The organism is Streptomyces sp. NPDC004126 (genome assembly GCF_050275515.1).
Lineage (GTDB): Bacteria > Actinomycetota > Actinomycetes > Streptomycetales > Streptomycetaceae > Streptomyces.
The window spans coordinates 433,115-445,409 of the sequence record NZ_JBNNPF010000001.1; the positions used below are offsets into that span (position 1 = coordinate 433,115).

Below are 12,295 nucleotides of genomic sequence, written 5' to 3' on the forward strand. Positions count from 1 at the left end.
CCAGATGATCACGAGGAAGAAGCAGTTCCGCCAGTCACCGCCGCCGCCCTGGCGTTCCGGGCGCCGCGACCCGGTGAACCCTCCGGGCCTTCGCACGCCTTCGCACGCCCCGCTCCGCTCACCCCGGCTGGACCAGGCCGTGGCGGTAGGCCAGAGCCACGAGTTGGGCGCGGTCACGGGCGCCGAGCTTGGTCAGGGCGCGGCTGATGTGGGTCTTGGTGGTGGCTGGGCTGACGACCAGTCGGGCGGTGATCTCTTCGTTGCTCAGGCCCTGCGCGGCCAGCGCGACGACCTCACGCTCGCGTGTGGTGAGCTGTGTGAACACGTCGTGGTTGACGGAGGTGGCCGGGTCGGTCGTCCGGGCGATCAGGCGGCGGGTCAGGCCTGGGGACAGCAGCTCCTCACCGCCCGCGACCACCCGGATGCCGTGGAGGAGCTGGGCGGGGTCGGTGTTCTTGAGCAGGAAGCCGCTCGCTCCCGCCCGGAGGCCGGCGATGGCGTAGTCGTCCTCGTCGAACGTGGTGAGGATCAGCACGCGGACGCCGGTCAGGGCCGGGTCGGCCACCACCCGCCGGATACCCTCGATGCCGTCGGTGCCGGGCATCTGCACGTCCATCAGGATCACGTCGGGGCGGGTGGCGCGGGCCAGATCAGCGGCGGCGGCTCCGTCGCTCGCCTCACCGACCACCGTCATGTCCGGTTCGCTGTCGACCAGCATCCGGAAACCGCCGCGCACCAGCGCCTGGTCGTCGGCGATGAGCACCTTGATCACCGGGAGTCCTTCCTGATCGGCAGTGCGCAGCGCACTTCGAATCCGCCCTCGGGCCGTGGTCCGGCGGTGAGCGTTCCGCCCAGTTTCCGCGACCGTGCCCGCATGCCGTCGATCCCGTGGCCGCCGACCGTCGTCGCCGCGTCGGCCGGTTTCCCGTCGTCGCGGACCGTGATCTCCAGCATCTCGCCGTGGTGCGCATCGTAGTTCAGCTCCACCCGTACGGACGAGGCGCGCGCGTGCCGCCGTATGTTGGTCAACGACTCCTGGATGATCCGGAACGCCGCGACGTCCACGGCGACGGGCACGGTCCGGTCCTCGCCCCGGACCACCAGTTCGACGGCGACCCCGGCGGTGTCGAGCAGCTTGCCCAGTTGCGCCAGGCCGCCTGTGGCCGTGCGCATGTCCGGCGACCGCATCGCCCCCAGCAACACCTGTACCTCTGCCAGTCCTTCGTCGCTGATCCGCTTGATCGTGTTCAGCGCTTCGGACGCCTGCTCCGGCTTGAGGTGCATCACGTGCACGGCGACTCCGGCCTGCACGCTGATCGCCGCCATGGTGTGGCCGAACACGTCGTGCAGTTCGCGGGCGATCTCCAGCCGCTCCTCGGCCGCCTGACGACGGGTCTGGTCGGACCGGACCTCGGCAATCCGTTCGGCCTGCTCGTGGGCTCCCGCCACGAACGCCCGGTGGTAGTGGACCGCCGCGCCCAGGGCGGTCGCGGCGGCCTCCAGCGGTACGGCGTTGAACACCTGGTCGCTGAACCACTGCCCGTTCAGCGCCCATCGGACCGTGACGACCGTGGCGGCGGCGGTCAGCAGGCCACCCGTCACGCCCGGCCGCAGGCCACGGAGCGCGGCGAGCGTGTAGCAGCCGATCAGCGGTGCGATGGTGATCAGCCTGCCGTGGTAGTCGAAGTGGAACCACGCGAACGTGATGATGTTGACCGCCAGCAGGCAGGTGGCGGGGAACCGGAGCCGAAACGTCACCGCGGCGCCGGCCGCCGCCGCGAGGGCGAACGCGCCCAGGTCCAGCGGGCCGGAGGGGCCGGGCGGCCCCACCTCCAGGAGGCTGGTGGCGAGGACCAGGGCGGCCAGGGCGGCGCCCAGCCCGATGTCGGCCGCTCGTGACATGCCCTACCCCTCCACCCTGATCAACGCCCGCATCCCCTGTGCCGCGAACATCCTGCCGGTTCGCAGGTCCCTCACCCAAGTGACCAACGCGTAGTTCCCGGTGGGAAGTTCGGCGGACAGGGTCGCCGACCGGCCCGGTGACAAGGGCACCACTCCCGTGGGGCCTCCGGTGAACGGCGAGCCGGTCGGGCGCCGTCCGGCGTCGACGGCGGTGAAGAACGCGTCCAGGTCGGCGAGGGAGGTCCCGGGCCGGACGGGCATGAGCATGGCCTCGTTGTGCTGCGGTGACAGGTTGACCACCTGCACCGGCCCCGTCAGCGTCGGCGGCGCACAGAACCGCCCGTCCATGAGCGTGATCCGCGCGGAGGGGCGGACCTGCGGGGCCGAGTGGCCCGGCAGGACCCGCACCGGGCTCACCCGGCTCGCCAGGTCCGGCAACCCGGCATCGCGGAAGTCGATCAGGTAGTGGTCGCCGGGCGTCAGCGGGATCGTGGCCGAGGCCGGGGCGTGCGCCACGGCGACACCGCCCAGCATCTCCGCGTCCCGGGCCACGGCCCGGCCGCCCTCGACGGCTTCGGCCGGGTCGTTGCCCATGGCCCGCCGGAGATCGTCGAGATAGCGGTCGAGGGTGATCCCCGGGCGGAGGCGGACGAGCCCGAGCCAGGCGCCGGAGGGATCGGTGGAACGGACCTTCAGCGTCACCGCCCCGGCGCGCAGCGTCGGCGGTGCGTCGAACCCCTCGGGCGTGACCGTGATGTCCGCCTCCTGGGCGGGCACGGCCTGCCCCACGGGCGCTGCCGGTACGTGGGCTGCCTGCGCCGCGGGGGCGGTCGTGAGAAGGGACACGGCGGTGAGGAGGGAACCGGCGAGGGCCGGAATCAGGATGCGTCTCATGCGGACAACACTGGCGGCCGGGGCCCGTAAGCCGCATCGGTCCGGGGCGGCAGGAGAGGGATACCGCCCGGGGATGACGCTACCGCCCTGGATGTACGCGCCGACTACCGTGCCGGGCGGACGCGGTCCGCCGTGTCCGGGCGGCACGATGCGGTGCCATGAGACGAAGCCCAAGCAGAGAAGGCCACGCCGTCGGCGTGTCACACGGACCGGGCCCGAACGGACTCGCCGGGACGAGGGCCCGGGTACGCCCGCGGCGCTGGCCCATCGCGGTCGTACGCGCACTGGCCACCCTGTTCGCGGCGGGCGTCATCGCCCAGGCCGCGTTCGCGGGACGGTTCGTGACGGGCGACGTGGACCTGCTGGAGGTCCACGGAGCACTGGGCGGCGCGCTGATCCTGCTGCCCATGCTGTCGCTCCCCGCCGCCCTGTCGCTGTGGTGGTTCGGACGCGGACCACTGTGGTACGTCGCGTTCGCCATCGGGCTGTTCGCCCTGACCGGCGCACAGATCGGGGCAGGGCACGGGCGGAACCTGGCGCTGCACATACCCCTCGGCGTCAGCCTCTTCGGACTCGCGGTGGGACAGGTGATCTGGGCGTACGGCTACCGGCGGCACCTCGCCGGCGAGACCACCGGCCACGGCACCCCCCTCACCCTGCCGGCCCCGGCGGCACGAGGGGAGGTCTCGCGATGACGGGCACGGACGGGCGCACGCCCCGGACCTCGATGTCCCGAAGGCGCTTCCTGGGCCTCGGCGCGGGCGCCGCGGCCGCCGGGCTGACCGGCGCCCTCACCACTGGTTGCTCCCCCGAGACCAGCGGCGAGTTGCTGCGCAGCGGTGGGGCACGGCTGCCCCGGCGGTTCACGGTGCCGCTGCCGGTTCCGCGGACCGCGCAGGCGGTGGGGGCCGGCGGGCCGGGCGGCGGCGAACTCTACGAAGTCGTCCAGCGGGCAGCCCCGGTCGAGGTGCTTCCCGGGGTCCGGACGACGGTGTGGGGGTACGACGGGACCTTCCCGGGGCCGACCTTCCGCGTACGGTCCGGGCGCGCCGCGACCGTACGGGTGACCAACGAGCTCGCCGTACCGACCTCGACCCATCTGCACGGGGGAGTCACGCCCGCGGAATCGGACGGGTATCCGACCGACCTCGTCGTACCGGCGGGGGGTTACCGGCCGGGCGGCGCCCGCCCCGCGCCAACCGGCCACAGCGGCCACGGCGGCGGGTCCGGGGGCGGGCATGCGGAGATGCCCATGGCGCACGTACCGCCCGACGCGTGGACGTTGCACGAGCGGACCAGGGACTACGTCTATCCGCTCGACCGTCAGCGGGCGGCGACCCTCTGGTACCACGACCACCGCATGGACTTCACCGGACCGCAGGTGTGGCGAGGTCTGGCCGGGTTCTTCCTCGTCTCGGACACCGCGGAGGACGCGTCTGGCCTGCCCGGAGGCCCGCGCGACGTACCGCTGATGCTGTGTGACCGCTCCTTCGACGCGGACGGGCAGTTCCGGTATCCCGCGCTCGACCCGGGCCTGACCGGCGTGCCGGGGGTGGAGGAGGACTACATGGAGGGCGTACTGGGGGATGTGCTCCTGGTCAACGGCGCGCCCTGGCCCGAGATGGAGGTCGACGCCGCGCGCTACCGTTTCCGGTTCCTCAACGGGTCCAACGCCCGCCGCTACCGGCTGCGCCTCTCCCCGCCGCCGCCGGACGGCAGCGCGCCGTTCGTTCAGGTCGGCAGCGACGCGGGGCTGCTGGCCGGGCCGCGTCCGCACCACGAGGTGCCGCTCTCGCCGGCCGAACGCTTCGACCTGGTCGTCGACTTCGGCCGGTACCCGGTCGGCACGCTGGTCACGGTACGCAATACGGTGGGTGAGACGGAGGCCACCCGGGACGTCATGCGCTTTCGCGTCGTGCGCTCCGCCCGTGACGATTCGGTCGTCCGGCCCGTGCTGGCGGAACTGGACCTGCCCCGGCGGAGCGAGGCCGTCCGTACCCGCGTGTTCGACTTCCGGCGAACGAAGGCCACCGGCGGCGGGTCGATGTGGACCATCAACGGGAAACCGTTCGAGGTCGCGGGCGACCTCGCCGATCCCGCGCTGGGGACGGTCGAACGGTGGCGGTTCTCCAGTGACTTCCACCACCCCGTCCATGTGCACCTGGCGCACTTCGCCGTGGTGGGCCGGGGCCCCGGCGGCCCTTTGGAAACGGACGGCGGCTGGAAGGACACGGTGGACGTGCGCCCCTTCGAGGTCGTCGAGGTCCTGGCCCGCTTCGACGGTTACAAGGGGCGTTACATGATGCACTGCCACAACCTGGAGCACGAGGACATGGCGATGATGGCCAACTTCAGGGTGGTCTGAGCAGCCGTGTCCCGACCGAACGTGGTCCGTTCGGCGACAACCGCTTACGCGTCCGGATTCCGCGGCAGGGCGAGCCAGTCCGACCAGGAGGTCCCACGGCCGAGGAAGCGCGGCTGCTCGAACGGCCAGTCGGCGGCGATCCACTGCGGCACCAGCGCGTCGAAGGCCAGCTCCACCTCGCTGCCCACCAGCTCGTCCACCACCCACCAGCAGATCTCGCCGTCCGCGCCGGCCCTCTCCGGCGGGTCGATGTAGACACAGCCGAGCAGAACCGTCTCCGCCGCGTCGAACAGCGCGTAGTTGAAGGACTGGTGTGCGGCGATCTCCTTCTCGTGCCGCAGCAGGTCGGCCTGGTCGGCCTCGTAGGTCATGGTGGCCGCGGGCCAGCCCCAGGCCGGACCGAACATGGTCCACAGGCGCTCTCGCGAACCCATCACAGCCGGATAGTCGAGCGCGACGTCCGCCTCCCGGACCGGCCGCAGGTGATGACCACCGCCCGGCAGCGGTACCAGGACGGGGTGGACGAAGTCTTCGGGAAGCCAGCTCATGGCACCCGACCGTAGCAGCGCACCGTTTCCCGATTGAACCGGAGCAGGCTGGTTGTCACATGGGCGGGCTTCTCGGCACCTAGGAGGCCTGACGCCGGCAGGTCGTTCTTCCTCAACTCTTGACGGCCTCTGCGATCCGCCGGGCGGCCTGGGCGGGCGTGAGGTGTGTGGTGTCGACGACCTCGGCCTCGGCATGCAGCCACATGCGGGCCGCCTCGGCGTACGGCTCAAGGTATCGGAGACGGAACGGGGAGTTGGGGCCAAGAACGGTGTCCCCCGCGATGCGCCGGCGAAGGGTGTCCTGGTCGGCATGGAGGACGAAGTGCCGGACCGGAATGGCATGCCGAGCAAGGCCGGAGGTGATCTCGCGCCAGTACTGCTCGACCAGGACAGTCATGGGCATCACCAGAGTGCCGCCGGTGTAGTCGAGAACACGTCGGGCGGTCTCGACCACGAGAGGCCGCCATGGCGGCCAGTGCTGGAAGTTGTCCGTAGCGGGCAAGCCCGGTGTGATGTCCATGAGTGTCTCGCCGACCTTCTCGGCATCGAACACCCGTGAGTCCGGGATCAGCTGCTGCACGAGCGCACCGGTCGTCGTCTTGCCCGCGCCATGGGTGCCGTTGAGCCATACGATCATGAGACTCGACGCTAGCGTCATGCGGCCCGCAGGGACAGCCCACTGGATGACCCGAGCCCTTGACCGCGGCCCCTCACCGGTCCAGGGCTTCGCCGCGTTCCTCCAGAACGACTGGGACGCCGTCCTCAACGGCCTCACCCTGCCTTGGATCTCCGGAGCCGTCGAAGGCCTGGGCTCGGCTCTGCCAGTCGTTGCGGACCGCCTAAGGGATCTTGAGAAGGCGAGCAGCCCATGGCAGGCTCGTGCCGCATGATCGACGGATTCGCGAAGGGCGACCTGCACGGGAGACTGCGGCGGGACCGCGAGGCGCTGCTCTGGAAGCTCGACGGCCTGTCCGAGTACGACGCCCGCCGGCCTTTGACGGCTACCGGGACCAACCTCCTCGGCCTGGTCAAGCATGTGGCCACCGTCGAGGCCAGGTACTTCGGCGAGGTTTTCGACCGCCCTTCCCCGGAACCGCTGCCCCGGTGGCAGGACCACGACGGCAGCGATCAGTGGGCGACCGAGGACGAGACCCGCGAACAGATCATCGGGTTCTACCGGCGCACGTGGGAACACTCGGACGCGACGATCGACGAGCTTGCCCTCGACGCCCCCGGCCACGTGCCGTGGTGGCCAGAGCCCTCTCCCAACACCAACCTGTTCGCCATCATGGTCCACGTCCTCGGCGAGACCAACCGGCATACCGGGCACGCCGACATCCTGCGCGAGGGCCTCGACGGCCGAACCGGGATGCGGCCCGAACACGAGCAGCAGACCGACGAGGAAGCCCGTGCCGCCTACCGCGCGAAGATCGAACAGACCGCCAGAGCGGCCACCTCGGTCAAGGCGTAGAAGGCTGTGCCACGCGACTTGATGTGCGAGCGGCATGATGCCGGCCGTGGGTGCCGATCTGCCGAAGCGTCTGGCTCCTGATGAGCTCTGGGAGCCGGTCGCCCCGCTACTGCCGTCGTTCGCGGCGCGACCGCAAGGCGGCGGAACCGCTCCACGTGACGAGCGCGCCGCGTTCACCGCCGTGACGTACGTGCTGATCGAGTCCGGTGAACACCTTGGTCGGCACCGCTGGAAGATCGAGCGGTCGATCGCCCGGCTCTTCGGCTACCACCGCCTGGGCATCCGATACGAGCGAAAGGGCTCGCACTTCCTCGGCCTGGCCGCTGCCCTGCCCTGCCCTGCTACAGGAAGCTCGTGGAACTTGCCACGTGAGACGACCTCTCAGGCGATGACGAAGGCCGGCAGGCGCTCGTTCTCCCATACATCACGGGGAAGGTGAAGACCGAACCGGGATTCCATGAGCGCCAGTGTGTGGCGGTCCCGGTCCCGGTAGGGCTCGTCTTCCGGTCGCGCGTACTCGCCGTCGGAATGCAATACACCGGCCGCTATCAGCTCAGGCAACAGGAGATCTGGCTGCTCGCCCCACCGCCAGACCTCTTCTCCGATTCCAAAACCACAGACGTCCACACCGTCTCTTGTATAGGAGAACATCGCTGGCGGATGGTCCACGGATGGGTCGAGGTGAATCGCCTCCACTCCGTTCCGGGAAATGTCGACCAGTCGTTGTGCACCGTCCCCCAACCCGTATTCAACGGCGAACGACCAGCCGCCGTGCGCACCGACGCGTACGACATCGTCGTCGTCCGTCGCCAGGTCGAGGACCATGGTCCATGCTTCAGCGTCCGTGATCGGCGAGGCGACAGAATCACGTACGCCCCCCATACGCAGACCCAGCTCCTCGGGCGTGATGCCACGCGCAAAGACCACGCTGTGTTGCCAGTCGTCCTGTTCCACAAGCCACTGAATGCCGCCACGCACGACGCTCATCCTCCCCGGCACGCACTGTGCCCTTGTTTCGAGCGAGCGATCACCCTAGACGAGGGGTGTGACAGGCGCAGCTCTCCCCAGGGCATGAAGTCGGGCACAACCGCGTCGAGGAGGCTCCCGAGCGGCGGGAAGTCCTTGGACATGAGGTGCTCTGGGCTGCTGGTGAGGTTCACGAAGCGGACGAGACCGGCGGTGCTCGTAGTCGCGGACCAGACGACGGTCCAAGCGCGGGCATGGCCGGGCGGACGACTGCGCTCGTGCGGTCGTGGGGCCGAAGGTGCGGAGTGGGGCCTTGGCTCGCCGGCCACGGCCCCACCCCAGGATCCGGACCATTCCCGGACCAGCCGTGGGGACCAGCGGCGTGCCCACGGGGCCGGGCCGGTGCCGGGGGTCAGGCCGCGACGAGTTCCTGCTCGCGGTCCGGCGCCGTGGCCTTGGGCTTCCTGTTCGGCAGGGAGAGCCTGAAGACCTTGTGCCACGCGGAGAAGACCTGCTTGGGCAGCGGCCCGGTGACGTAGTCCAGCTCGTACTTCTCGAACAAGGCGCGCACCTTCACCGCGACCTCGGCGTAGCGGTTGCTCGGCAGGTCCGGGAACAGGTGGTGCTCGATCTGGTGCGACAGGTTGCCGGTCATGAAGTGCATGGCCTTGCCGCCGCTGATGTTCGCCGAGCCCATCATCTGGCGCAGGTACCACTGGCCGCGCGTCTCGCCCTCGATCGACCGGCGCTCGAAGACCTGGACGCCCTCGGGGAAGTGCCCGCACATGATCACCGAGTGGGTCCAGAGGTTGCGGACCAGGTTCGCGGTGAACGTGGCGGCGAGCGTGGTGAGGAACGACGGGCCCGAAAGGAGCGGGTGGATCACGTAGTCCTTGAGCACCTGCTTGCGGATCTTGCGGCCCACGGCCCTGGCCCGCGCGCGGAACTCCGGGTTCTTGCGGCGGTGCTTGGACAGGTTCCTGCCGAGTTCCAGGTCGTAGGCGGCGATGCCGTACTCGAAGAAGCAGGCGTTCAGGAAGTTCCACAGCGGCTGGCCGAGGTGGAACGGGTGCCACTTCTGGTCCTCGTCGACGCGCATGATGCCGTAGCCGAGGTCGTTGTCCTTGCCGATCACGTTGGTGTACGTGTGGTGCAGCTCGTTGTGGGAGTGCTTCCACTGGTCGGCCGGCGAGACGTGGTCCCAGTCCCAGGTGGTGGAGTGGATCTTCGGGTCCCGCATCCAGTCCCACTGCCCGTGCAGGACGTTGTGGCCGATCTCCATGTTCTCCATGATCTTCGCCACGGACAGACCGGCGGTGCCGATCAGCCACGCGGGCGGGAAGAACGAGAACAGCAGGACGCCCCTGCTGGCCAGCTCTAGCTTGCGCTGTGCCGAGATGACCTTGCGGATGTAGGCGGCGTCCTTCTCACCACGGCCGGCGATCACCTCGTCGCGGATCGCGTCCAGCTCGCGCCCGAGCTCCTCGATCTGCTCCGCGGTCAGGTGGGCGGTGGGGTCGATGGCGGTCAAGGTGTTCCTACCGTTCGATGTCGCAAGGGCCCGCCGCGGCGGACACGCAGGTCTGGATGAGGACGCCCGGCCCGGCCTCGGTGATCTCGCCGGTGCGCAGGTCGCGGACGGCGCCCGCCGTGAGCGGCGTCACGCAGCCGAAGCAGATGCCCATGCGGCACCCGGACGGCATGAGCACGCCGGCCTCCTCGCCGACGTCCAGCAACGGGGTGGCGCCGTCCGCGTCGGCGGTCTTGCCGGTGGCTGCGAACGTGACCTCGCCACCGTCGCCGGTGACGACGGCGGTGGGGCGGAAGCGTTCGGTGTGCAGGCGCTCCGGGACGCCGTGCCCGGCCCAGTGCTCCTCGGCGGCGTCGAGCAGGCCCGCGGGCCCGCAGGCCCAGGTCTCGCGCTCGGCCCAGTCGGGGACGAGCTCGGCCAGACGGGCCATGTCGAGCATGCCGTCCGTGTCGGTGTGCAGCTCGGTGAGGCTCAGCTTCTTGTCCGCGACCAGGTCGTGCAGGTCGTCGCGGAAGATCACGTCGTGCGGCTGCGGTGCGGAGTGGACCATGACGACGTCGTCGAACTCGGTGTCGCGCAGCATGCCCATCACCGGCGTGATGCCGCTGCCGGCCGTCAGGTAGAGCACCTTGGCGGGCTTGGCCGGCGGCAGTACGAAATCACCGGTGGCCTGGTCGAGCTGGATCAGCGTGCCCGGCCGCGCCCTGCGGACCAGGTGGTTGCTGACCTTGCCGTCCGGGATCGCCTTCACGGTGATCGTGATCCTGCCGTCCCGGCGGTCCGTCGGCGAGGTGAGCGAGTAGGCACGCCACAGGCGCACCCCGTCGACGTCGACCCCGATCCGCACGTACTGGCCGGCCGTGTGGCCGCGCCAGCCCCGTCCCGGCCTGATCACGACGGTCGCGGCGTCACCCGTCTCCGCGTGCACGGCCTCGATGCGCCCCCGCAGGTCGCCACCCGCACGCAGCGGGCTGACCAGGTCGAGGTAGTCCGACGGCAGCAGCGGCGTCGTGACCATCTCCAGCAGTTTCCACGCCCTACTGCGGAGGGCTGCACTCGTCATGGCCCCAGCTTGATGCGCTTCAGGGGGTAAAGTCCTGTCCGTAGGACGTGAATCTGATCGGTCGGATTGTTCGCAGGGAACAAAAAGTGAGCCATGCAGTCCGGAGGGCCAGCGAGCTGGTCCTGGACGAGACGACGGTCACCGCGCTTCGGGCCGCGCTGAAGACCACCGCCGACGAGGTGGTCCAGGCGATCATCGACGAGGTCCCGCCCTACGCCAACGCCCTTTCGGGCCGCATGGGCGCCACCATCCGCCGGGCCGTCCGCACCGCCCTGGGCCTCTACCTGGACCTCGCGAGCGGGAACGCCACGGGCGGCGACGCCAGTGACGCGGCCTACGAGCTGGGCCGCGGCGAGGTCCGCGACGGCCGTTCGATGGACGCCCTGCTCAGCGCCTACCGGGTCGGCGCCCGCGTGGCCTGGCGAGGCCTGGCCGCAGGTGCCGTACCCGCGGGTCTGCCCGCCGCCCAGGTCGCCAAGTTCGCCGAGCTGACCTTCGCCTACATCGACGAGCTCTCCGCCGCGAGCGCCGCGGGCCACGCCGACGAGCTGGCCGCTCGGGGCCGGGCCCACGAGCGGCATCTGGAGCAGCTGGCCCGCGACCTCCTCTCCGGCGCGGGCCCGGACGTGCTCCTCGCCGCTGCCGGGCGGGCCGGGTGGCAGCCGCCGGTTTCGCTGACCGCGGTCCTGCTGCCCGCCGACCAGGCCCGGCCCGCCTACCGCGCGCTCGACCCGGGCACACTCGTCCTCGACGATCTGCCGGACGCCTCCGGCGTGCTGCTCGTCCCCGATGCCGACCGGGCACGCCTCCTGAGGCAGCTGCCCGACCGCACCGCCGTGGTCGGCCCGGCCCGGCCGTGGACGCGCGCGTCCGCCTCGTACGCACGAGCCGTACGCGCGCGCTCCCTCTCCTGCGACATCCGCGACACCGAGGACCACCTGCCCGAGCTGGTACTGAGCGCCGACGCGGACGCCTTCGCCGACCTGCGCGCCCGAGCCCTCGCACCGCTGGGGACCTTGCCGGCCGCGACCGCGCGGCGGCTCGAGGAGACGCTGCGGGAGTGGCTGCTGCACCAGGGCAGGCGGGACGAGGTGGCGGCGGCGCTGTTCGTCCACCCCCAGACCGTCCGGTACCGGATGTCGCAGCTGCGGGAGCTGTTCCCGGACCTCGGGTCACCGCACCGGGTTCTCGAACTGACGCTGGCGGTCGGTCTCCGGGCGGGCCAGGAACCTCACGTTCACCCGAATGGCTCACCATGACGTGCCACCCGCATGGGTGAAGATCAAGCTGGCTAGTGCCCCAACCGAGGCAACCCGTGAAAGGGGAACCGAATGCGCATTCGACGAATCTTCGCCGCCGTCATCGCCACGGCGGCCCTCGCCGGCCTCGGCCTCACAGGCGCCGCGACCGCCGCGACCGCTGCCACCGCTCAGGGCGTCACGGCCTCCGTCACCCCCTCCGAGTGCAAGCAGGGCGGCGGAACGCCCGACCTGACGGACAACCTCTGCAAGGGCGGTACCTACGACGGTCAGCAGGTGGACTGAACACCGCGAGG

14 protein-coding genes are annotated in these 12,295 nt (G+C 70.6%); 6 read left to right on the top strand and 8 right to left on the bottom strand.

The window, feature by feature from the left end:
• Window positions 1-118: 118 nt before the first annotated feature.
• The 3 genes from ACQKM2_RS02065 to ACQKM2_RS02075 are packed head-to-tail and all read right to left on the bottom strand — an operon-like array spanning window position 119 to window position 2,796.
• Window positions 119-772 (bottom strand): response regulator, encoded by a 654-nt coding sequence (locus ACQKM2_RS02065; protein ID WP_427705473.1) that lies wholly within the window; start codon window positions 770-772, stop codon window positions 119-121.
• Window positions 769-1,902: a sensor histidine kinase gene (locus ACQKM2_RS02070; RefSeq protein ID WP_427705475.1), complete on the bottom strand. Its 1,134-nt coding sequence runs from the start codon at window positions 1,900-1,902 to the stop codon at window positions 769-771. Before ACQKM2_RS02070 ends, ACQKM2_RS02065 begins: the two co-directional genes overlap by 4 nt.
• A gap of 3 nt (window positions 1,903-1,905) precedes the next feature.
• Window positions 1,906-2,796 carry a hypothetical protein gene (locus ACQKM2_RS02075; RefSeq protein ID WP_427705477.1) on the bottom strand — a complete coding sequence of 297 codons (891 nt, stop codon included), beginning with the start codon at window positions 2,794-2,796 and terminating at the stop codon, window positions 1,906-1,908.
• A 197-nt stretch (window positions 2,797-2,993) separates the two neighbouring features.
• On the opposite strand from ACQKM2_RS02075, the gene ACQKM2_RS02080 reads away from it, so the two are divergent.
• Both ACQKM2_RS02080 and ACQKM2_RS02085 read left to right on the top strand, forming a co-directional pair.
• Complete coding sequence (locus tag ACQKM2_RS02080; protein ID WP_427705479.1) at window positions 2,994-3,491, top strand: hypothetical protein; 498 nt, start codon at window positions 2,994-2,996, stop codon at window positions 3,489-3,491.
• Window positions 3,488-5,161, top strand: coding sequence for a multicopper oxidase family protein (locus tag ACQKM2_RS02085; protein ID WP_427705481.1), 1,674 nt, complete (start codon window positions 3,488-3,490; stop codon window positions 5,159-5,161). Before ACQKM2_RS02080 ends, ACQKM2_RS02085 begins: the two co-directional genes overlap by 4 nt.
• Before the next feature lie 44 nt (window positions 5,162-5,205).
• Here the strand turns inward: ACQKM2_RS02085 and ACQKM2_RS02090 are convergent, their stop codons facing one another.
• Complete coding sequence (locus ACQKM2_RS02090; RefSeq protein ID WP_427705484.1) at window positions 5,206-5,709, bottom strand: N-acetyltransferase; 504 nt, start codon at window positions 5,707-5,709, stop codon at window positions 5,206-5,208.
• Window positions 5,710-5,821: 112 nt separating this feature from the next.
• Complete coding sequence (locus ACQKM2_RS02095) at window positions 5,822-6,346, bottom strand: AAA family ATPase (protein ID WP_427705486.1); 525 nt, start codon at window positions 6,344-6,346, stop codon at window positions 5,822-5,824.
• Window positions 6,347-6,595: 249 nt separating this feature from the next.
• Between ACQKM2_RS02095 and ACQKM2_RS02100 the strand changes: the two genes are divergently transcribed.
• Window positions 6,596-7,180 carry a DinB family protein gene (locus tag ACQKM2_RS02100; protein WP_427705488.1) on the top strand — a complete coding sequence of 195 codons (585 nt, stop codon included), beginning with the start codon at window positions 6,596-6,598 and terminating at the stop codon, window positions 7,178-7,180.
• Between the two features lie 46 nt (window positions 7,181-7,226).
• Window positions 7,227-7,619: a hypothetical protein gene (locus tag ACQKM2_RS02105; RefSeq protein ID WP_427705491.1), complete on the top strand. Its 393-nt coding sequence runs from the start codon at window positions 7,227-7,229 to the stop codon at window positions 7,617-7,619.
• Here ACQKM2_RS02105 and ACQKM2_RS02110 read toward each other — a convergent pair.
• The 3 genes from ACQKM2_RS02110 to ACQKM2_RS02120 all read right to left on the bottom strand — a co-directional run bounded on the left by ACQKM2_RS02110 (window position 7,562) and on the right by ACQKM2_RS02120 (window position 10,740).
• Window positions 7,562-8,167 (bottom strand): DUF6461 domain-containing protein, encoded by a 606-nt coding sequence (locus ACQKM2_RS02110; protein ID WP_427705493.1) that lies wholly within the window; start codon window positions 8,165-8,167, stop codon window positions 7,562-7,564. The genes ACQKM2_RS02105 and ACQKM2_RS02110 overlap by 58 nt on opposite strands.
• 391 nt (window positions 8,168-8,558) lie before the next feature.
• Window positions 8,559-9,677: a fatty acid desaturase family protein gene (locus tag ACQKM2_RS02115; RefSeq protein ID WP_427705496.1), complete on the bottom strand. Its 1,119-nt coding sequence runs from the start codon at window positions 9,675-9,677 to the stop codon at window positions 8,559-8,561.
• A 7-nt stretch (window positions 9,678-9,684) separates the two neighbouring features.
• Window positions 9,685-10,740, bottom strand: a complete 1,056-nt coding sequence (locus ACQKM2_RS02120; protein ID WP_427705499.1) for a ferredoxin reductase — start codon at window positions 10,738-10,740, stop codon at window positions 9,685-9,687.
• 86 nt (window positions 10,741-10,826) lie between these two features.
• Here ACQKM2_RS02120 and ACQKM2_RS02125 point away from each other — a divergent pair, with 86 nt between their 5' ends.
• Together ACQKM2_RS02125 and ACQKM2_RS02130 are read left to right on the top strand one after the other, a co-directional pair.
• Window positions 10,827-11,999, top strand: a complete 1,173-nt coding sequence (locus ACQKM2_RS02125) for a PucR family transcriptional regulator (protein WP_427705502.1) — start codon at window positions 10,827-10,829, stop codon at window positions 11,997-11,999.
• A 72-nt stretch (window positions 12,000-12,071) separates the two neighbouring features.
• The gene (locus ACQKM2_RS02130) at window positions 12,072-12,284 is read left to right on the top strand and encodes a hypothetical protein (protein WP_427705505.1); all 213 of its coding nucleotides are present in this window, start codon (window positions 12,072-12,074) and stop codon (window positions 12,282-12,284) included.
• Window positions 12,285-12,295 lie beyond the last annotated feature (11 nt).